General features: G+C 73.7%; 17 protein-coding genes. 9 read left to right on the top strand and 8 right to left on the bottom strand.

What is annotated here, in order from left to right; all coding sequences use genetic code 11:
• Genes ACFYT9_RS02630 through ACFYT9_RS02620 form a run of 3 tightly spaced genes read right to left on the bottom strand, consistent with a single transcriptional unit; the run spans position 1 to position 3,545 of the window.
• Positions 1 to 684, bottom strand: coding sequence for a response regulator (locus ACFYT9_RS02630; RefSeq protein WP_376601944.1), 684 nt, complete (start codon positions 682 to 684; stop codon positions 1 to 3).
• Positions 685 to 744: 60 nt separating this feature from the next.
• A complete protein-coding gene (gene murJ, locus ACFYT9_RS02625; protein ID WP_389160473.1) occupies positions 745 to 2,397 on the bottom strand; it encodes a murein biosynthesis integral membrane protein MurJ in 1,653 nt (550 codons plus the stop codon).
• Complete coding sequence (locus ACFYT9_RS02620) at positions 2,394 to 3,545, bottom strand: lipid II:glycine glycyltransferase FemX (RefSeq protein WP_387276324.1); 1,152 nt, start codon at positions 3,543 to 3,545, stop codon at positions 2,394 to 2,396. The genes murJ and ACFYT9_RS02620 overlap by 4 nt, the downstream gene beginning before the upstream one ends.
• 264 nt (positions 3,546 to 3,809) lie before the next feature.
• Between ACFYT9_RS02620 and ACFYT9_RS02615 the strand changes: the two genes are divergently transcribed.
• Entirely contained in the window at positions 3,810 to 4,991 is a 1,182-nt protein-coding gene (locus ACFYT9_RS02615) for an Ig-like domain-containing protein (protein WP_389160471.1), read from the top strand.
• Between the two features lie 9 nt (positions 4,992 to 5,000).
• On the opposite strand, the gene ACFYT9_RS02610 is transcribed toward ACFYT9_RS02615, so the two are convergent.
• The gene (locus ACFYT9_RS02610; RefSeq protein WP_389160469.1) at positions 5,001 to 5,654 is read right to left on the bottom strand and encodes a pirin family protein; all 654 of its coding nucleotides are present in this window, start codon (positions 5,652 to 5,654) and stop codon (positions 5,001 to 5,003) included.
• 82 nt (positions 5,655 to 5,736) lie between these two features.
• Here ACFYT9_RS02610 and ACFYT9_RS02605 point away from each other — a divergent pair, with 82 nt between their 5' ends.
• From ACFYT9_RS02605 to fabF, 5 genes are all read left to right on the top strand, one after another.
• The gene (locus tag ACFYT9_RS02605) at positions 5,737 to 6,918 is read left to right on the top strand and encodes a PucR family transcriptional regulator (RefSeq protein ID WP_376602439.1); all 1,182 of its coding nucleotides are present in this window, start codon (positions 5,737 to 5,739) and stop codon (positions 6,916 to 6,918) included.
• An 89-nt stretch (positions 6,919 to 7,007) separates the two neighbouring features.
• Complete coding sequence (locus ACFYT9_RS02600; protein ID WP_389160466.1) at positions 7,008 to 7,925, top strand: ACP S-malonyltransferase; 918 nt, start codon at positions 7,008 to 7,010, stop codon at positions 7,923 to 7,925.
• A gap of 18 nt (positions 7,926 to 7,943) precedes the next feature.
• Positions 7,944 to 8,975, top strand: coding sequence for a ketoacyl-ACP synthase III (locus tag ACFYT9_RS02595; protein WP_376602441.1), 1,032 nt, complete (start codon positions 7,944 to 7,946; stop codon positions 8,973 to 8,975).
• Positions 8,976 to 9,032: 57 nt separating this feature from the next.
• Positions 9,033 to 9,281, top strand: coding sequence for an acyl carrier protein (locus tag ACFYT9_RS02590; RefSeq protein ID WP_030756408.1), 249 nt, complete (start codon positions 9,033 to 9,035; stop codon positions 9,279 to 9,281).
• A gap of 109 nt (positions 9,282 to 9,390) precedes the next feature.
• The gene (gene fabF / locus ACFYT9_RS02585) at positions 9,391 to 10,653 is read left to right on the top strand and encodes a beta-ketoacyl-ACP synthase II (RefSeq protein ID WP_376602442.1); all 1,263 of its coding nucleotides are present in this window, start codon (positions 9,391 to 9,393) and stop codon (positions 10,651 to 10,653) included.
• Positions 10,654 to 10,843: 190 nt separating this feature from the next.
• On the opposite strand, the gene ACFYT9_RS02580 is transcribed toward fabF, so the two are convergent.
• Positions 10,844 to 11,278 carry a hypothetical protein gene (locus ACFYT9_RS02580; RefSeq protein WP_389160465.1) on the bottom strand — a complete coding sequence of 145 codons (435 nt, stop codon included), beginning with the start codon at positions 11,276 to 11,278 and terminating at the stop codon, positions 10,844 to 10,846.
• 71 nt (positions 11,279 to 11,349) lie between these two features.
• Positions 11,350 to 11,844 (bottom strand): DUF3145 domain-containing protein, encoded by a 495-nt coding sequence (locus ACFYT9_RS02575; RefSeq protein WP_376606204.1) that lies wholly within the window; start codon positions 11,842 to 11,844, stop codon positions 11,350 to 11,352.
• Between the two features lie 265 nt (positions 11,845 to 12,109).
• Between ACFYT9_RS02575 and ACFYT9_RS02570 the strand changes: the two genes are divergently transcribed.
• Positions 12,110 to 13,054: an SGNH/GDSL hydrolase family protein gene (locus ACFYT9_RS02570; protein ID WP_389160463.1), complete on the top strand. Its 945-nt coding sequence runs from the start codon at positions 12,110 to 12,112 to the stop codon at positions 13,052 to 13,054.
• 47 nt (positions 13,055 to 13,101) lie between these two features.
• Here the strand turns inward: ACFYT9_RS02570 and ACFYT9_RS02565 are convergent, their stop codons facing one another.
• Positions 13,102 to 15,576 (bottom strand): glycoside hydrolase family 3 protein, encoded by a 2,475-nt coding sequence (locus ACFYT9_RS02565; protein ID WP_389160620.1) that lies wholly within the window; start codon positions 15,574 to 15,576, stop codon positions 13,102 to 13,104.
• A gap of 121 nt (positions 15,577 to 15,697) precedes the next feature.
• Here ACFYT9_RS02565 and ACFYT9_RS02560 point away from each other — a divergent pair, with 121 nt between their 5' ends.
• On the top strand, positions 15,698 to 16,294 hold the full coding sequence (locus tag ACFYT9_RS02560; RefSeq protein ID WP_389160461.1) for a TetR/AcrR family transcriptional regulator: 597 nt from the start codon (positions 15,698 to 15,700) through the stop codon (positions 16,292 to 16,294).
• 337 nt (positions 16,295 to 16,631) lie between these two features.
• Positions 16,632 to 17,357 (top strand): carbon-nitrogen hydrolase family protein, encoded by a 726-nt coding sequence (locus ACFYT9_RS02555; protein ID WP_389160459.1) that lies wholly within the window; start codon positions 16,632 to 16,634, stop codon positions 17,355 to 17,357.
• 152 nt (positions 17,358 to 17,509) lie between these two features.
• On the opposite strand, the gene ACFYT9_RS02550 is transcribed toward ACFYT9_RS02555, so the two are convergent.
• Positions 17,510 to 19,699, bottom strand: coding sequence for a M4 family metallopeptidase (locus ACFYT9_RS02550; RefSeq protein ID WP_389160458.1), 2,190 nt, complete (start codon positions 19,697 to 19,699; stop codon positions 17,510 to 17,512).
• Positions 19,700 to 19,743 lie beyond the last annotated feature (44 nt).

Below are 19,743 nucleotides of genomic sequence, written 5' to 3'. Positions count from 1 at the left end.
TCACAGCGGGCCGAAGCGGTAGCCGAAGCCCCGCAGGGTCTGGATGTAGCGGGGCTCGCCGGGGGCGTCCTCTATCTTGGCGCGGAGCCTGCGGACGCAGGCGTCCACGAGTCGGGCGTCCCCGTGGTAGTTGTGCTCCCACACGTGCTCCAGGAGCTGCTGGCGGCTGAAGACCTGCTCGGGGGCGGCCGTCAGGTGGAGCAGGAGCTTGAGCTCGGAGGGGGCGAGGGCGAGGCGTTCGCCGTTCTTGGCGACGGTGAGGCCGGCCCGGTCGACGGCGAGGGCGCCGTGGTGCTCGACGGCGGGCCGGCCGCCGCCGATGTCCTCGATGCGGCGCAGGACGGCCCGGATGCGGGCCTCGATGACCTCGGTGCGGGCCGGTTTGACGATGTAGTCGTCGGCGCCCGCCTCCAGGCCGATGACGACGTCGAAGTCATCGCCGCGGGCGGTGAGCATGATGATCGGGAGCTGGCTGCTCTCGCGGACCCGGCGGCAGACCTGGACGCCGTTCATGCCGGGCAGCATGAGGTCGAGCAGGAGCAGGTCGGGGCGGAACTCGCCGAGGGCGGCGAGGCCGGCCTCGCCGGTGGCGGCGGCGCGCACCTCGTGACCGCGGCGGCGGAGCCCGAGCTCGACGCCTTCGCGGACCGAGGGGTCGTCTTCGATGAGGAGCACGCGGGGCATGGGTGGAGTATCCCAGGGTCGGTGGAGGCCCCGGCTCGGGGAGTCTCCTGGTGGGTGAGGTCAGGTGCGGCGGGTGAGACGCCCGGTGGCCTTGGCCAGGAGGGCGGAGACCTCGGTGAGGCGCAGCGGCCGGGCGAGGAGGGCGAAGACGCCGAGGACGGTGGCCGCGCCGGCGAGACCGGAGAGGACGGCGCCGGCCGGGGCGGTGGTGTCGGTGACGAGGAGCCCGTAGCCGGTGGCGGGGATCGCGGCGGTCAGCAGCCGGCCGAGGCCGTCGCCGCCGTCCTTCGCCGCGGGGAGGCGCCGCCGGAGGACGTACGCGGTGAGTCCCCAGCCGGCCCAGAGGGCGAGCGAGTAGCCGGCGGCCATGCCGGCGACGACCCAGTGGGCGGGCAGCCAGTGGTACGCGGCGAGCGAGAGGCCCGCGTTGAGGCCGGCGATCACCAGGTTGAGCAGGAAGGGGGTGCGGGTGTCGCGGAGCGCGTAGAAGGCGCGGGTGCACACGTACTGGCCGGAGAAGGCGATCAGGCCGGGGGCGAAGGCGGTCAGCGTCCAGGCCATGGCGCGGACGTCGGCCTCGTCGGTGGCGCCGTGGCCGAAGACGGCGCTCATCAGCGGGGTGGCGAGGGCGAAGAGGGCGCAGGCGGCGGGGACGACGGCGGCGGACGTGGTGCGCTGGGCGTAGGAGACGTCCCGGCGGACGCCCGCGAGGTCGCCGTCGGCGGCGGCGCCGCTCATCCGGGGCATGAGGGCGGTGACGAGGGAGACGGTGACGATGCCGTGCGGGACGGCCCACAGGAGGTAGGCGTTGTTGTACACGGCGAGGCCGGCGACGCCGCCGGTCGCCGCGGCGAGGCCGGCGTCCGCGCCGGTCTCGGCGCTGCCCGTGGAGGTGGCGACCCAGGTGGTGACCCAGTAGGCGGCCTGGTTGACGGCGACCAGGAGCACCAGCCAGCCGGCGGCCCGGAGCGGGGCGGTGAGGCCGCTGCCGCGCCAGTCGAAGCGGGGCCGGAAGCGGAAGCGGGCGGCGCGCAGCGAGGGCAGCAGGGCGAGGGCCTGGGCGGCGATGCCGGCGGTGGTGCCCCAGCCGAGGAGGGCGGTCTCGCCGGGGGTGAGTTCTCCGCCGTCGCTGACCACGAGGAAGAGGCCGAAGACGGCGACGACCACGACGTTGTTGAGGACCGGGGTCCACATCATGGCGCCGAAGCGGCCGCGGGCGTTGAGGACCTGGCCGAGGAGGGTGAAGAGGCCGAGGAAGAGGATCTGCGGGAGGCACGCGCGCGTGAAGGCGATCGTGAGGTCCCGCTGGCCGCCCGTGTAGTCGGTGTAGGTGTCGACGACGAGGGGCGCGGCGAGGACGGCGCCGGCGGTGAGGGCGGCGAGGGCGAGGGCGCAGAGGGTGAGGAGCCGGTCGGTGTAGGCGGCGCCGCCGTCCTCGTGCTCCTTGGCGGCCTTGACCAGTTCGGGTACGAAGACGGCGTTGAGGGCGCCGCCGAGGAGCAGCATGTAGACGATGGTGGGGACGGAGTTGCCCACCGCGTAGCCGTCGGCGACCACGCCCGCGCCGAGGGCGGCGGCGACGACGGAGGCGCGGACGAAGCCGGTGGCCCGGGAGACCAGCGATCCGGCGGCCATGAGGGCGCCGCTGCGGAGCGCGGAGGCGGGCTTGCGCCGGGTGGGCGGGGGCGGGGCGAGGGTGGTGCCGTTGCTCATCGGCGGTTCATGTATGCCTGGAAGGCGCGGTACAGCGCCTGGTTGGTCGTGCCGTGCATCGGTGTCTCCCACTCCCCCAGCGTCTCGACGACCTGTCCGCCCGTGCCGAGCTTCCAGCGCAGCAGTCCGTGGGCGCGGTCGTCCGGATCGAGGGTGGAGGGTACCCCGCGCAGGTCGTAGACGTCCGCTCCGAGGGCCTGGGCGTCGAGGAGCATCCGCCACTGCAGGGCGTTGGAGGGGCGGACCTCGCGGCGGTGGTCGGCGGAGGCGCCGGTCTGGTACCAGACCCGCCGGCCGACGGTGATCATGGTGTGGGCGGCGAGGATCTCGCCCTCGTGGCGGGCGAGGTAGAGCTTCATCCGGCCGGGGTGCTCGGCGTTGAGGACGGCGTACTGGCGCTCGTAGTAGGCGAGGGAGCGGCCGAGGCGGAAGCCGTCGCGCTCCTCGGTGATGCGGAGCAGGCGGTGGAACTCGGGCAGGTCGGCGGCGGAGCCGACGGTGATCTCGACGCCGGACTTGCGGGCCTTGCGGACGTTGCGCCGCCATTCCTGGTTGAGGCCGGACCACAGGTCGTCGGGGGTGCGGCCGGTGAGCGGGACCTGGAAGACGTGGCGGGGCTGGGCGTCGGCGCCGTCCTCGGAGTCGCCGCCGCAGCGCTTCCAGCCGCGGGCGCGGAGGCGTTCGGCGACGGCGGTGCCGAGCGGGTCGACCTCGTCGGCGAGGACGTCGCCGAGCCGGCGGCCGGGTCCGCCGGCGGCCTTGACGGTGGCGGCTGTCCAGCGGCGGTGGTCGGGGCCGGGGCCGATGCGTACGGCGAAGGCGCCGGAGGCCCGCAGATGGGCGAGGAGCGGGTCGAGCCAGCGGTCGAGGTCCGGGTCGGCCCAGTCGGCGACGGGTCCCTCGGGGAGGTAGGCGAAGTGCTTGCGGGTGCCGGGGAAGGTCCGCAGCAGGACGAGGGCGGCGCCGGTCAGCTCTCCCGACTCGGGTCCCCAGCCGATGAGCTGGTGGCTCCAGCCGTCCTTCACCTGGGCCCAGGCGGGGAGCTGGAGGAAGCTGGGCCCGTCGGGTCCCGTCGCGCGGGACGCGAGGAAGGCGCGGTAGACCTCGGCGGTCACGGGGCCGAGCCGGACCGGGCCGGCGGCCGGCACGGCGGCGGGACGGCGCTTGACGGGTGCGGGCGTCACGAGCAGCGCTGACACAACGAGAGCCTCCTTGGTTCGTCCGCCCCCTCGGTGGCGCGGCGCACAGCAGGCTCACAGCCGGATGAGACGGGTCCGCGCGGCGTGTGTGACGGGACGATGACCGTTTCCCATCAGCCCTCGTCACATGGGCCCCGGGCGGGGCGGAGGGTGGGCGGGGCGGCCTAGAGTCCGGGCATCCCACCCTTTTCTCTCCTCTTCCGGAGGTGCTCCGTGCCGCCGATACGCACGTCCCGCCCCGCCCTGGCCGCCGTCGCCCTGGCCGTCTCCCTCACCGCGTGCACGGCCCAGGCCGCGAGCGGTCCCGGCTCCTCGGGCGGCCCCTCGGGGGGCGCCGGGCAGGACGGGCCGCCCGCGAAGGTGACGGTGGTGGACCGGACGGCCGGGAAGCCGGTGACGGTGACGGCGGCCGGCGGGACCTTCTCGTCGGTGACGGTCACGGACGGGAAGGGCGGGAAGCTGGCCGGGAAGTCGGCGGCGGGCGGGGCCCGCTGGACCTCGGACCGGAAGGCGGTGCCGGGTGCCTCGTACACGGTCGAGGCGGTGACCCGTACCTCCGGCGGGAAGGAGACCACGACGCGGTCCACCTTCACCACGCCGGAGGCCGGGGAGGTCAACAAGCTGACGCTCGCGCCCGGGAAGAACACCACCGTCGGTGTCGGGCAGCCGCTGTCGATCGTCTTCGATCGGCCGGTGACGAAGAAGGCCGACGTGGAGCGGCAGTTGAAGGTCACCACCTCGAACGGCACCGAGGGTTCCTGGGGTTGGGTGACCGACCACTCCGGCCGGGACCGGGTGGACTGGCGGCCCCGCGCGTACTGGAAGCCGGGGACGAAGGTCACGCTGGAGGCGGACCTGAACGGGACGGACTCGGGCGGCGGTTGGTTCGTCCGCGACTACCGGACCGGCTTCACGATCGGCGCCTCGCAGGTAGTGAAGGTGGACCTGGACACGAAGCGGCTGACGCTGGTGAAGGACGGGCGCGCGGTCCGGACGATCCCGGTGTCGGGCGGGACGCCCGGCGGCGACAAGCGGTCCTGGCGGGGGACGGCCGTGCTGATGGCGAAGGAGGGGACGATCAACATGAACTCGGAGACCGTCGGCCTCGGCGACGCCTACGACAAGATGGTCGACTACTCGATGCGGCTGACGTGGTCGGGGATGTACGCGCACGCGGCGCCGTGGAACGCGGGGAACTTCGGCCGCGTCAACGCCAGTTCGGGGTGCATCGGGATGAGTACGGAGGACGCGGCCTCGTTCTACGCGAGCGTGAATGTCGGGGACCCGTTCGAGATCCGCGGCGGCGACACGAAGGGCGTCGTCGCCGAGGGGAACGGGTACGGGGCGTGGAACCTGTCCTGGACGGCCTGGAAGGCGAAGAGCGCGCTGGGCTGAAGGGCCGCCTCAGGCGCCGCCCGACTCCCAGACGAGTGCCTCCGCGGCGGTGGCCGCCCGGAGCGTCAGCCCCGCCGCCTCCGTCACGCGTGCCGCGTCGCCGGGCTCCAGTTCCTCGCCGCCCAGGGCGACCGTCCCCCGGACCACGTGGACGTAGAGGGCCGCGGCGGCGGGCAGCTCCGCCTTCTCGTTGGGCGCCAGGCGGTGGACGTGGAGGGTGGCGCCGGCGGCCGGGAGCTCGTACCGGCCCGGTAGCCCGCGGACGAGGGTGTACGCGGGCTCCCCGCCGGCCTCGCGAGGGGCCAGCCACATCTGGACGAAGGCCAGGGGTACGTCGCCGGCGTTGCGCTCGACGTGCCGTACGCCGGCCGCCGAGGAGAGGTGCTGGAGGTCGCCGGGGCGGACGACCGTCTCGTGGCCGGTGGTGTCGCGGTGGATGAGCTCCCCCTCCACCACCCACGTCACGATCTCCGTGTGGGAGTGCGGGTGCTCGTCGAAGCCCGCGCCGGGGGCCAGCCGCTCCTCGTTGACGGCGAGGAGCGGGCCGAAACGGAGGTTGTCGGGGTCGTAGTACGACCCGAAGGAGAGGGCGTGCCGGGTCTCGATGCCGGCCCCGGGGTCGCCGCCCGGGTACCGGTCGCCGGAGCGCTGGATACGGATCACCCTGCGTACGGTAGCCGGAGCGGCGCGGGCGAAACCGCCCCGACCCTGCACGCCGGTGCCCGGATGAGGCAGTCTTGTCCCCGTGTCTGAACCCACGAACGCCGCCCATCCGCACGCCGCGACCCTGAAGCGCCTCGAACAGTCCTCCGGGCGGCTCGCCGCGAACGCCATCGCCCGCATGGACGAGACGCTGCCGTGGTACCGGGCGATGCCGCCCGAGAACCGCTCGTGGATCGGTCTGGTGGCGCAGGCGGGCATCGCCGCGTTCACCGAGTGGTTCCGGCACCCCGAGACGCCGCAGGCGATCTCGACGGACGTCTTCGGCACGGCCCCGCGCGAGCTGACCCGGGCGATCACGCTCCGCCAGACCGTGGAGATGGTCCGGACGACGATCGAGGTCATGGAGGTCGCGATCGAGGACGTCGCGGCGCCCGGCGACGAGTCGGTGCTGCGCGAGGCGCTCCTCGTCTACGCGCGGGAGATCGCCTTCGCGACCGCCCAGGTGTACGCGCAGGCGGCGGAGGCGCGGGGCGCCTGGGACGCCCGCCTGGAGTCGCTGGTGGTGAACGCGGTGCTGTCCGGCGAGGCCGACGAGGGCGCCGTCTCGCGGGCCGCCGCGCTGGGCTGGAACTCGCCGGACCACGTGTGCGTGGTGCTCGGCACCGCCCCCGACGGCGACAGCGAGCTGACCGTGGAGGCGATCCGGCGGGCCGCCCGGCACGCCAAGCTCCAGGTCCTGACCGGGGTGCTCGGCAACCGCCTGGTGGTGATCGCGGGCGGCTCCGACAATCCGCTCGGGGTGGCGAAGGCGCTGATCGGGCCGTACGCGGCGGGCCCGGTCGTGGCCGGTCCCGTGGTGCCCGACCTGCTGGCGGCGACCCGGTCCGCGCAGGCCGCGGCGGCCGGACTGAAGGCGTGCACGGCGTGGCAGGACGCGCCCCGGCCGGTGCTCGCGGACGATCTCCTTCCGGAGCGCGCCATCGCCTCGGACCCTTCGGCGCGCGAGCAGCTGGTGGAGGAGATCTACAGACCGCTGGAGGAAGCGGGCTCGGCGCTGCTGGAAACTCTGAGTGTCTATCTGGAACAGGCCAGCAGTCTCGAAGGCGCGGCGAGGATGCTCTTCGTCCACCCGAACACCGTGCGCTACCGGCTTCGACGTGTGACCGACGTCACCGGCTGGTCACCCTCCGATGTCCGATCCGCGTTCACCCTGCGGATCGCCCTGATCCTCGGACGCTTGGCCGAGGCGGACGGCCAGTCCTAGACTTTTGTCGAACACCAACAATTACCCCGACGGTTCTTCGTCCTAGTCCCCACGGGCGCCGGACGCCGTCCCCAAGAGAGAGTGTGAGGGTGCTCGTACTCGTCGCTCCCGGCCAAGGCGCCCAGACGCCCGGCTTCCTGACCCCCTGGCTCGAACTCCCCGGCGCCGCCGACCGCCTCGCGGCCTGGTCCGACGCCATCGGGCTCGACCTCGTCCACTACGGCACGAAGGCGGACGCGGACGACATCCGTGACACCGCCGTGGCCCAGCCGCTGCTCGTCGCGGCCGGCCTCCTCTCCGCCGCCGCCCTCGGGCAGACGGCCCCCGACGCTGTCGCCGGCCACAGCGTCGGCGAGTTCACGGCCGCCGTCCTCGCGGGCGTCCTCGAGGACACCGCCGCCCTGAAGCTGGTCCGCACCCGCGGTCTCGCGATGGCCGAGGCCGCCGCGATCGCCCCGACCGGCATGTCCGCCCTGCTCGGCGGCGACCCCGAGGTGACCGTCCCGCACCTGGAGAAGCTCGGCCTGACCCCGGCCAACGTGAACGGCGCGGGCCAGATCGTGGCCGCCGGCACGCTGGAGCAGCTGGCCGCCCTGGAGGCGGACAAGCCCGAGGGCGTCCGCCGGGTCGTCGCGCTCAAGGTCGCCGGCGCCTTCCACACGCACCACATGGCACCCGCGGTCGCCACCCTGGAGCAGGCCGCCCGGGAGCTGTCCCCGGCCGACCCGACCGTGCCGTACGTCTCCAACAAGGACGGGCAGGCCGTCGCCACCGGCGCCGAGGTCCTCGCGCGGCTGGTCGGCCAGGTCGCCAACCCGGTCCGCTGGGACCTGTGCATGGAGACCTTCCAGGCACGGGGCGCGACCGCGCTCATCGAGGTCTGCCCCGGCGGCACCCTCACCGGCCTCGCCAAGCGCGCGCTGCCGGGCGTGGCCACGGTGGCGCTGAAGACCCCCGACGACCTGGACGCGGCCCGTACGCTCGTCGCCGAGCACACGGCCGTCTGACGAGGAGTGTCGAGAAGCATGTCGAAGATCAAGCCCAGCAAGGGCGCCCCGTACGCGCGGATCATGGGCGTCGGCGGTTACCGCCCGGCCCGGGTCGTGCCGAACGAGGTGATCCTCGAGAAGATCGACTCGTCCGACGAGTGGATCCGTTCGCGCTCGGGCATCGCCACCCGCCACTGGGCCTCCCCCGAGGAGACCGTCACCGCCATGTCGGTGGAGGCGTCGGGCAAGGCGATCGCCGAGGCCGGGATCACCCCGGAGCAGATCGGCGCCGTCGTCGTCTCGACCGTCTCGCACTTCAAGCAGACCCCGGCGGTCGCCACCGAGATCGCGGACAAGATCGGTGCCGGGAAGCCGGCGGCCTTCGACATCTCCGCCGGCTGCGCGGGCTTCGGCTACGGCCTGACCCTCGCCAAGGGCATGATCGTCGAGGGCTCGGCGGAGTACGTCCTGGTGATCGGCGTCGAGCGGCTGAGCGACCTGACGGACCTGGAGGACCGCGCGACGGCCTTCCTGTTCGGCGACGGCGCCGGCGCGGTCGTGGTCGGCCCCTCCGACGTGCCGCACATCGGCCCGACCGTCTGGGGCTCCGAGGGCGACAAGTCCGAGACGATCAAGCAGACCGTCCCGTGGAACGAGTTCCACATCGGCGACGTCTCCACCCTGCCCCTCAACGAGGCCGGAGAGATCAAGTTCCCCGCCATCACGCAGGAGGGCCAGGCGGTCTTCCGCTGGGCCGTCTTCGAGATGGCGAAGGTGGCCAAGGAGGCGCTCGACGCCGCCGGCATCTCCCCGGACGACCTGGACGTCTTCATCCCGCACCAGGCCAACATGCGGATCATCGACTCGATGGTGAAGACCCTGAAGCTGCCGGAGCACGTCACGGTCGCCCGTGACGTCGAGACCACCGGCAACACCTCGGCCGCCTCGATCCCGCTCGCGATGGAGCGGCTCCTGGCGACCGGACAAGCGAAGAGCGGGGACACCGCGCTCGTCATCGGCTTCGGGGCGGGTCTCGTGTTCGCCGCGACGGTCGTTACTCTCCCCTAGGCGACCGGGATCTCCCGGACGCCAACCCACCGAAGCAACCACAGAAGGAGCGCCACCATGGCCTTCACCCAGGAGCAGCTCGTCGAAGGTCTCGCCGAGATCGTGAACGAGATCGCCGGCATCCCGGTCGAGGACGTCCAGCTGGACAAGTCCTTCACCGACGACCTGGACGTCGACTCCCTGTCCATGGTCGAGGTCGTCGTCGCCGCCGAGGAGCGCTTCGACGTCAAGATCCCCGACGAGGACGTCAAGAACCTCAAGACCGTGGGCGACGCTGTCGACTACATCCTCAAGCACCAGGCCTGATTCGGCCCTGGTGGACCAGGGCCCTACCGGGCCCGGTCCCCGCTGATTCGGTCCGCCACCCGGCGGTGGCGCCGTCTTCGACCATCACACACATGGAGAACGAATTCCTGTGAGCTCGACCAATCGCACCGTGGTCGTCACCGGTATCGGCGCAACCACACCGCTGGGTGGCGACTCCGCAACGACCTGGGAAGGTCTTCTTGCGGGACGCTCCGGCGTCAAGCCCCTCGAGGGCGAGCGCTTCGCCGAACTTCCCGTCCAGATCGCCGCGTTCGCCGCGGTCGACCCGGGCGAGGTACTGCCCCGCCCGCTCGCGCGCAAGCTGGACCGCTCGGCGCAGTTCGCGCTGATCGCGGCCCGTGAGGCGTGGGCCGACGCGGGTTACACCGCTCCGGCCGGCGAGGACGCCGCGATCGCCCCCGAGCGGCTCGGTTCCGTCATCGCCTCCGGCATCGGCGGCGTGACGACCCTGCTCGACCAGTACGACGTGCTCAAGGAGAAGGGCGTCCGCCGCGTCTCCCCGCACACCGTGCCCATGCTGATGCCGAACGGCCCCTCCGCCAACGTGGGTCTGGAGGTGAACGCCCGCGCCGGCGTCCACACCCCGGTCTCCGCCTGCGCGTCGGGCGCCGAGGCGATCGGCTACGCCATCGAGATGATCCGCAGCGGCCGTGCCGACGTGGTCGTCGCCGGTGGCACCGAGGCCGCGATCCACCCGCTGCCGATCGCCGCCTTCGCCAACATGATGGCGATGTCGAAGAGCAACGACGAGCCGACGAAGGCCTCGCGCCCCTACGACACCGCGCGCGACGGCTTCGTGCTCGGTGAGGGTGCCGGTGTCGTGATCCTGGAGTCCGAGGAGCACGCCAGGGCCCGCGGCGCGAAGATCTACTGCGAGGCGCTGGGGCAGGGCCTGTCGGCCGACAGCCACCACATCGCGCAGCCCGAGCCGACCGGCCGGGGCATCGCCTCCGCGCTCCAGCACCTGCTGGACTCCACCGACCTGAAGCCGTCCGAGGTCGTGCACCTCAACGCGCACGCCACGTCGACGCCGCAGGGCGACGTCGCCGAGATCAAGGCGCTGCGGAAGGTCTTCGGCGACGACCTCGACCACGTGGCGGTCTCCGCGACGAAGTCGATGACCGGTCACCTGCTGGGCGGCGCCGGCGGCATCGAGACCGTCGCGACGGTCCTGGCGCTCCACCACCGCCTGGCCCCGCCGACCATCAACATCGACGACCTGGACCCCGAGGTCGAGGCCGACATCGTCCGCGGCGAGCCCCGCGCCCTCCCCCAGGGCACGATCGCCGCGGTCAACAACTCGTTCGGCTTCGGCGGCCACAACGTGGTCCTCGCGTTCCGCACGATCTGACACACGACGCCACACAGGAGGCCCGCCCCCGGGTACGGGGGCGGGCCTTCCGTGTGTGCCGCCCGGGACCCTCGCTCGTCGCGCGGACGCCCTCGCGCGGCGGAGACGGAACGTTCCACCGGACGGCCCCGTCCCGGACGGCGTAAGCCGAGAGGCCGGTGAGCCGGACGGGGACGACGGCGTCCCCGCCTCACCTGACGCCGGGCGCCGGGGGCGCGGAGGGAGGGGCCGGTGCCACGGCCGGCGGCCGCTCCGGCCGCAGGGCCTCGTAGCCGGCGATGCCGAGGGGGCCTCCGGCGACGAGCCCGAGCAGGACGAGGCCGAAGACGAGCGCGTCGTACCAGTCCCCTTCCGGCGTGCCGGAGCCGTCGTCCGGGGCGCCGCCCGAGCCGCCGTCCGGGCCGTCCGCCGCGCCCGCCGGGTCGTCGGGGAGCGTGCCTCCGAAGGCCCCGAAGAGCAGGACCGCGGCGAGCAGCAGCCCGAGGATCCAGGCCACCATCGGGCGGGTCACGTCGCCGTCCACGAGTTGGTACGCGAGTCCGGCCAGCAGCACCAGGGCCGCGCCCAGCGCGGCCGACGCCAGGGTGACGGCGACCGCCCCGGCCGTTCTGCGCAGACCTGTCATGCCGTCCCCCCGCCCCGGCGCGCCCCCTGCGCGCCCAGGTGCGGGAAGCTATCGGGCCCGGGTGAACGCCCTCAGACGACCTGGTGAAGCCAGCGGACCGGGGCTCCCTCGCCCGCGTAGCGGAAGGGCTCCAGCTCGTCGTCCCAGGGCTTGCCGAGGAGCTTGGCGATCTCGGCCTCCAGCACGGTCTCGCCCTGGGCGGCGCGGACGAGGGCGGCGCGCAGACGGTCCTCGGGGACGAGGATGTCGCCGTGCATGCCGGTGACCGCGTGGAAGATGCCCAGGTCGGGGGTGGCGCTGTAGCGCTCGCCCTCGGCGGTCGGGCAGGGCTCGGCGGTCACCTCGAAGCGCAGCATCTGCCAGCCGCGCAGCGCGGAGGCGAGTTTGGAGGCGGTGCCGGTCTCGGCCTGCCAGGAGAACTCGGCTCTCCAGGTGCCGGGCGCCGCGGGCTGGCGGATCCAGTCGAGCTGGACCCTCGCACCGAGGACGCCCGCCACCGCCCATTCGACGTGCGGGCAGAGCGCGCGCGGTGCGGAGTGTACGTACAGGACTCCACGTGTCGTCACCGGGACCTCCAGTGTGGGACGAGGTTCGCCTTCCCAGCGGCCTCGGTAAACAGCATCAGGCGAAGAACTCCGCAAACCTTCTGAAAAGGGACAGCATGTGACGTGATGTAATTTACCGGAGCCGGTCGGCGCGGGCGCGCCGCAGGTTCGACGGGGGAAAAGCTACCGTGCCGCACCGTCATCGGGGTGACGTACGGTCGGTCCGGGGGCGGGTGGACACCAAGCTTTCACCCGCCAGGAGGCCGCCAGCGCGAAGGAGGGGCCGGTGCCGTACGGTCGTCGCCGATTCCGTACCGCCGCCGTGGGCGCCGTGCTCGCGGCGGCCTCGCTCGCGGGCTGCACGAGCGGCCCGGCGGCCGGGCCGGCCGCCCCCGCGACGGCTTCGGCGCACCCGCCGGAGCCGAAGCCCACGCCGACACCCACACCGCCGCGCACGCCGACACCCACGCCGACCCCTGCGCCGGCCTCGCCGTGGGACGTCGCTCCCGGCTCCGTCGCCGCCGTCGGCGACTCCCTCACCCGCGCGTTCGACGCCTGCGCGCTGCTCGCGGACTGTCCCGAGGCGTCCTGGGCGACCGGGACGGATCCGGCGGTGAACAGTCTGGCGCTGCGGCTGCTCGGCACCGGGCGGGTGGCCGGGAACAGCTGGAACCTGGCGCGCAGCGGCGCCCGGGTGGCGGCGCTGCCCGAGCAGATGGCGCGGGCGGCGGCCGAACGGCCCGGCCTGGTCACGGTGATGATCGGCGCGAACGACGCCTGCCGGCCGACCCCGGCGGGGATGACGTCGGTGGCCGAGTTCCGCCGGTCGTTCGAGACGGCGATGGCCCGGCTGCGGAAGGGCGCACCCGAGGCGCGGGTCTATGTGGCGAGCGTGCCGGACCTGCTGCGGCTGTGGGACACCGGCCGGACGAGCCCGACGGCGCTGCGGGTCTGGGAGCTGGGCGTCTGCGGTTCGATGCTGGCGGATCCGGAGGACCTGGGCGCGGCGGCCGGGAAGCGCCGGGCGGCGGTGCGCGACCGGGTGGTGGCGTACAACGAGGTCCTGGCGGAGGTCTGCGCGGCGGACGGGCTCTGCCGGTACGACGGCGGCGCGGTGTTCGGCTTCCGTTTCGACGGGTCGCTGCTGAGCGGCTGGGACTGGTTCCATCCGAGCCGCGCGGGCCAGGCGCGCCTGGCGGAGCTGGCGTACCGGAGGATCACGGGGAAGTAGCCCCGGGGCGGGCGTCAGTTCCCGCCCCGGGGCCGGTCCGGGGGTGCCTACAGCTCGACCTCGGTGGTGAGGCGGGCGTCGGTCAGGGAGTGGGCGGCGTGGAGTTCGTAGCGGCCGGGGACGGCGGTCCAGGCGTTCTTCTCCTCGTCCCAGATCTCGAAGGCGCGGCGCGGGAGGGCGATCACCGTCTCGACGGTCTCGCCGGGCGCGGCTTCGACCCCGGCGAAGGCGGCCAGCCAGCGGGCGGGGCGCTCGACGGTGTCCCGTACGGGCGCGAGGTAGAGCTGGACGGTCTCGCGGCCGGGGCGGTCGCCGGTGTTGGTGAGGCGGACGGTGACGGTCTCCGGGGTCGCGGTGACGGAGTCGTACGACCAGGTGGTGTAGCCGAGGCCGTGGCCGAAGGGGTACGCGGGGACGGCGCCGGCCTTGTCCCAGGCGCGGTAGCCGATGAACAGGCCCTCGGTGTAGTCGAGTACGCCCTCGGTGGGGGTGACCTCGGTGACGGGGACGTCGGCGAGGGCGACGGGCCAGGTGGTGGGGAGGCGGCCGCCGGGCTCCTCGGCGCCGGTGAGGACGTCGGCGAGGGCGGCGCCGCCCTCCTGGCCGGGGAACCAGCTCAGCAGGATCGCGGCGACCTCGTCGCGCCAGGGCAGTTCGACCGGTGAGCCGGCGTTGACGACGACGACCGTGTTCGGGTTGGCGGCGGCGACGGCGCGGACGAGGTCGTCCTGGCGGCCGGGCAGGGCGAGGTCCTTGCGGTCGAAGCCCTCGGACTCGACGCGTTCGGTGGTGGCGACGACCACGACGGCGGTGTCGGCGGCGCGGGCGGCCTCGACGGCTTCGGCGATCAGTTCGTCGGGGTCACGGCGGGGACCGAGGTGGACGAAGGAGAACATGACCGCGGGGAGCGGGGCGGCGAACTCCTTGGCGAGGGTGTGCCGGAGGGAGACCTCGACGGTCCGCCCGGCGGTGAGCTCGACGGTGCCGCGCTCGACCGGGGAGCCGAAGAAGGCTTCGAAGGGGTCGGTCTCGGGTCCCATCGCCTGGACGCCGTCGAAGAGTTCGCGTCCGTCGACGGTGAGGGTGAAGGCGCCGAGGCCGCGGGTGCCGAAGGCGTGGGCGCCGGACTCGCGGGGGGTGAAGACGCCGGTGACCTCGATGGAGGCGAGGGCGTCGTGGGTGACGCCGGCCGGGAGGTCGTCGCCGATCCACTGGACCTGGCCGTTGGGGAGGCTGCCCTCGCCGAGGACGGCGCCGTCGGCGTCGCGGCAGACCGCGCGGAGGGTGAAGCCCTGGTCCGCGGGGGCGAGTTCGTCGCTGGGGTCGGCGCCGATCACATAGGTGAGCGAGGCCCCGCCGGGAAGCGCCCCGAGGGCGGCGGTGAGTCCGTCGAGCGGGGAGACGACGTGCTCGGGGAAGACCTGGGCGGAGCCGCCGCCCAGGACGCGGGCGTCGCGGGCGGCGGCGCCGGACAGCGCGACGGTGCCGGGCCGCAGGGGCAGCGCGCCGTTCTCGTTCCGGACGAGGACGAAGCCGCGGCGGGCGACCTCGCGGGCGAGGGCGTCGCCGTCGACGGGGGCGGGGGGCTCGGGGACGGCGGCGGGGGCGCCTTCGAGGGCGCCGACGCGGGCGGCGAGCCGGAGCACGTTCCGTACGGCGGCGTCGACCGCGGACTCCTCGACCTCGCCGGCCCGGACGGCGGCGGCCAGGTGCTCGCCGTAGACGGTGCCGGGGCCGGGCATGGCCACGTCGAGGCCGCCGTCGATGTCGCCGGTGGTGGAGCGGGCGGCCATCCAGTCGGAGACGTTGACGCCGTCGAAGCCCCATTCCCCGCGCAGGACCTCGTTGACGAGGTGGCGGTGCTCGGTCATGGTCACGCCGTTGACCTGGTTGTAGGCGGTCATGATGCCCCAGGGGTGGGCGTTCTCGACGATCGCCTCGAAGGGGGCGAGGTAGAGCTCGCGGAGCGGGCGCGGGGCGATCGTGTTGTCGACGGTGAAGCGGTCGGTCTCGGCGTCGTTGGCGACGAAGTGCTTGACGGTGGTGCCGACGCCGCCGTCCTGGACGCCCTGGACGTAGCCGGTGCCGATGGCGCCGGTGAGGTACGGGTCCTCGCTGTACGCCTCGAAGTGGCGGCCGCCGAGCGGGGTGCGGTGCAGGTTGACGGTGGGGGCGAGCAGGACGTGGACGCCCTTGCGGCGGGCCTCCTGGGCGAGGAGCCGGCCGGCCCGGCGGGCGAGGGCGGGGTCCCAGGTGGCGGCGAGCGCGGTCGGGGACGGCAGGGCGACGGACGGGTCGTCGGCGGTCCAGCGCACGCCGCGGACACCGATGGGGCCGTCGGACATCACGAGCGAGGCGAGGCCGATCTCCGGCAGGGCGGGCAGGGACCACATGTCCTGGCCGCCGAGCAGCCGGGTCTTGGCGTCCAGGTCGAGCTGGGCGAGTGCGGCCTCGACCGCTGCCTCGCGCACGGCGTCCTCGTTCACGTCCGTACCTCCGCGTTGAAGTGCTGGTCCGGCCATCATGAACCCACTTACCTGTAAATCGGTAGGTGATGTGATCTCTTCGTTATCCAAGCTCGTCGGGGCGCGGGCCATGCCGTACGGTCCTGTCGACGGGGACCCGCGGAAAGGGGGCCGGACCATGGCTCGGACCAGGAGCGAGGAGCGCCGCGCGGAGATCCTGCGCGCCGCCCTGGAGGTGATCGCGGAGCGCGGCTATCGGGGCGCCACGCTCGGCTCCGTCGCCGAGCGCGTCGGCCTGACCCAGCAGGGCCTGCTGCACTACTTCCCCACCAAGGAGGCCCTGCTCGTCGCCGTCCTGGAGGAGCGCGACCGCTGGGACACCAGCGGCGGCCGGGGCCGGGAGGGCTGGCGGCTCGACCTGCTGGAGTCGCTGGTGGAGTACAACGCGATGCGGCCCGGGATCGTGCAGACCTTCTCCGCGCTGCTCGGCGAGAGCGTCACGGACGGGCATCCGGCCCGGGAGTTCTTCACCGAGCGGTACGCGCAGGTGCGCGCGAGCATGACGGATGTGCTGCGGCTGGAGTTCGGCGAGCGGCTGCCGGGCGGGCTCACCCCCGAGCGGGCCGCCCCCCTGCTCACGGCCGTGCTGGACGGCCTCCAGTACCAGTGGCTCCTCGACCCGTCCGCCGTCGACATGCCGGGCGCCTTCCGGGACTTCCTCCGGCTGCTCGCGGGCTCCGCTCCGGGCTCCGCTCCAGGCTCCCCGGAGGCGTAGCGGGCGTACGGGACGGGTGCGGGGCCGGCGGGATTCGAACCCGCGCGAGCCTGCCGCCAGGTCCGGCGACCGCTCCCTCTTCCCGGGCCTCGGGGACCTCCTCGACCCGGGTCCGCAATCGACCGCTCTGCCACGGCCCCGCACCCTGCGACCCCGCGCGCGGCGCCGCTGCCGGCGAGTCTAGGAGCGACGACGGTCGGACGCCCTAGGTTTTCGCGGGACCGGGGGGCGCGGGGGCCGCCCGGGGAGGTGCGGCCCGGACCTCGGGGGGTGCTCGCGGGGATCCGCCGGCGGGGAGCGGGGAGCGGGCGCGGGGGCCCGCCGCGGAGGTGCGAGCATGGGGGCCATGAAGCTCGCCGCCGCCCAGTTCGCCCCGGTCCCCGGGGACATCGAGGCCAATGTCCGTACGATCGCCGGCCTGGTCCGGGAGGCCGGGGGCGCCGGCGCCCAGGTCGTCGTCTTCGCCGAGCTGTCGCTCACCGGCTACGACACGGCCCTGATCCGGGAGCGCCCCGGTCTGACGCTCGCCGAGGACGATCCCCGGCTGGAGCCGGTCCGCGACGCCTGCCGCGACGCCGGCACGGCGGCGGTCGTCAACGGGCCGGTGCGGGGCGGGGGTTCGCTGCCGGGACTGGCGACGCTGGTGATCGGCCCGGACGGTGCGACGCTGGCCCGCTACGACAAGCGGCACCTGTACCACGGGGACGAGCAGGACACCTTCACGGCGGGCACGGCCGACGGGCGGTTCACGCTCGACGGGGTCCGGTTCGCTCTCGCCACCTGTTACGACAACCGCTTCCCGGAGCTCGCCGAGCGGGCCGCCGCCGACGGCTGCGCGGTCTATCTGGCGAGTTCGATGCTGGAGGCCGACAACGACTCCTTCGAGACCGTCTACCCGGTCAGGGCCCGGGACTTCGGCCTCTTCGTCGCGCTGGGCAACGCCCTGGGTCCGAGCGAGGTCGGCGACGGCGGGGGCAGGTCCGGGGTCTGGGGTCCCGACGGCGGCCGGCTCGCCGACGCGGGGCCGGAGAAGCCGTGCTTCGTGCTCGCCGAGGTGGGCTGAGCGCCGGCCGGACGCGGAAGGGGCCGGGCCGCCGTGGGACTCCGGCGGCCCGGCCCGGGAGGCCGTACGACAGAACCCCCGGTCCGCCGTACGGTCTCCCTCCCCCGGTGCGGGGTGTCAGGCGCCCCGCACCGGGGCGCTCGCGTCGCCCGTCACGGGGCGCTCAGGCCCAGCGTGTAGGCGCCGGAGCCGCTGTAGGCGTGCACGACGTAGCGGTAGTAGCCCGCGGTGCCCCGGTAGCTCGTGTCCTCGTCGGCGCCCGCGGTGCCGCCGACGGCCACGTCCACCCAGCCCGCCCCGTTCCACTTCTGCAGGTAGAGGTCGAAGTCGGTGCCGGCCGGGCCGCGCAGGCAGCCGGTGTGGGTGCCGGTGCTCGCCGCGTAGTAGTACGAGCCGTCCGGCTGGACGCCGGCCTGACCGGAGGCCAGCGTGCCCCGGTAGGTGTACTCGCTGTTGTCGCAGCCGGTGGGCGGGGTGCCGGAGCCGACCGTCAGCTGGTAGGTGACGGTGTGGGTCGCGGAGCCCGTACCGGTGACGGTGATCGGGTAGGTGCCGTTCGGGGTGCCCGCGGCGACCTTGACGGTCATCGTCGAGGAGCTGCCGGAGGTCACCGAGGCCGGGTCGAAGGAGACGCTGACGCCGCCGGGGGCACCGCTCGCGGAGAGCTGGACGGTCTGCGCGGAGCCGCCGGTGGTGCTCGTGCTCACCTTGGTGGTGACGGAGGTGTCGGGCTGGGCCGAGCCCGAGGACGGGTTCAGGGAGAGCGAGAAGTCCGGGTTGGTGGTGCCGCCGCAGTCGGTCTCGCCGGACTGGGCCGGGACCCCGATCGCGTTCCAGGCCGCCTTCACCGCGTTGCACTCGGTGGCGCCGTAGGTGTTCTTGGCGGTGGTGAGGGTGGCGCGGCGGGCCGCGGGGTGGTTCCAGGTGGAGGTCTTCAGCAGCAGGGCGCCCATGAAGATCTTGCCGGCCTTCTGGATGCCGATGCCGGTCACGGAGGACGGGCCGCCGGAACATATCGGGCTGCTGGGCTTGCCGCCGCCGGGGTTGGAGCCCTCGGCGAGCAGGTAGAACCAGTGGTTCTGCGGGCCGGCCGCCGCGTGCACCTCGGTGCCCGAGGTCAGCTGCGGGTAGCAGTTGGGGTCGTTGTTGATGAGCGAGGGGTTGTACATGTTGCGGATGGGCTGGTTGTTGCCGGTGAAGTTCAGCTCCTCGCCGACCGTGTAGTCCGGGGTGTCGTTCGGGTTGTTCGCGTAGTGCTCCGTGAGCGCGCCGAAGATGTCACCGGTGGACTCGTTCATGCCGCCGTTCTCGTTGGACGAGCCGGCCGAGCCCGGGGTCCGGTCGAAGATCTCGTGGCCGTACTCGTGGGCCACGACGTCGATGCCGGTGAGCTGGTTGGTGCCGTTCTGGTTGCGCCCGTACGTGGTCTTCGTGCCGTCGTAGTAGGCGTTGACCTGGGAGAGCCCGGCCCGGGCCGGGACCATGCCGCCCTGCCCGTTGATGCCGTTGTAGCCGAACCACTCCTTGAGCATGTCGGACTCGCGCTGGGCCGCGTACATGATGTCGACGCAGGCGGTGACGAGATCGTTGGCGCCGCCGTTGCCCCACGGGGAGGAGCCGGTGTACGCGCTGCCGTTCTGGCCGCCGCACTTGAAGCCGCCGCGGCTGGTGTCGGTCATGGAGCCGGCGGCGGTGTCGATGGTGACGTTGCCGTTGTGGTAGCCGCGCCCGTCGGCGTGCCGGATCTTGTCGGTGGCCTGGGCGACCTTGCCGGTGCGGGCGTCGACATAGGTGTCGAGCGAGCTGGGCACGTCCTTCGCGGTGCGGCCGACGACCAGGGTGTGCCAGGCGAGGACGGGCTTGCCCGCCTTGAGGAGCACGGTGAGTTCGGGGGCGCTCGCGCTCTCCACGACGGCCAGCCGGCCGCGGGCCGTGGCGAGGGCGGCGGCGGAGGTCACTCGGGCGGTGGTGGCCAGCTTCAGGGCGGGGGCCGGGGCGCCGGTGACGTCGCGGACCTTGCCGGAGGAGTCGGAGAGGACGACGGCGTCACCGCCGCCGTGGACCGGGAGGCCCTTGTACGTCCGCTGGTAGGCGGCGTAGTAGAGGCCGTTCGACCACGGGGTGACCGAGGTCCGGACGAGGTCCTCGTCGGCGCCGTGGCGCAGTTCGTCGAGACCGCTGGCGGCGGCGGTGTCGGCGGCTGCCAGGGCGAGGGACCTGCCCTGGCCCGGCGGGACCGGCTGCTCCTTCGGGGCCGCGGCCGCGGGTCCGGCCAGGGCGGTCGCGAGGCTCGCCGAGAGGGCCAGGGCGGCCACGGCCGCGGTGAGTCTGGTGGGGTGCAACGTCGTGCTCCGTTCAGGGTGGGGGAGACGGATCGTCGCGCCGA

The sequence above is a fragment of the Streptomyces sp. NPDC004435 genome (assembly GCF_042873895.1).
In the GTDB taxonomy this organism is placed as follows: domain Bacteria; phylum Actinomycetota; class Actinomycetes; order Streptomycetales; family Streptomycetaceae; genus Streptomyces.
The sequence above is the reverse complement of the archived record's forward strand: the minus strand, read 5'-3'. Positions and strand labels throughout refer to the sequence as shown.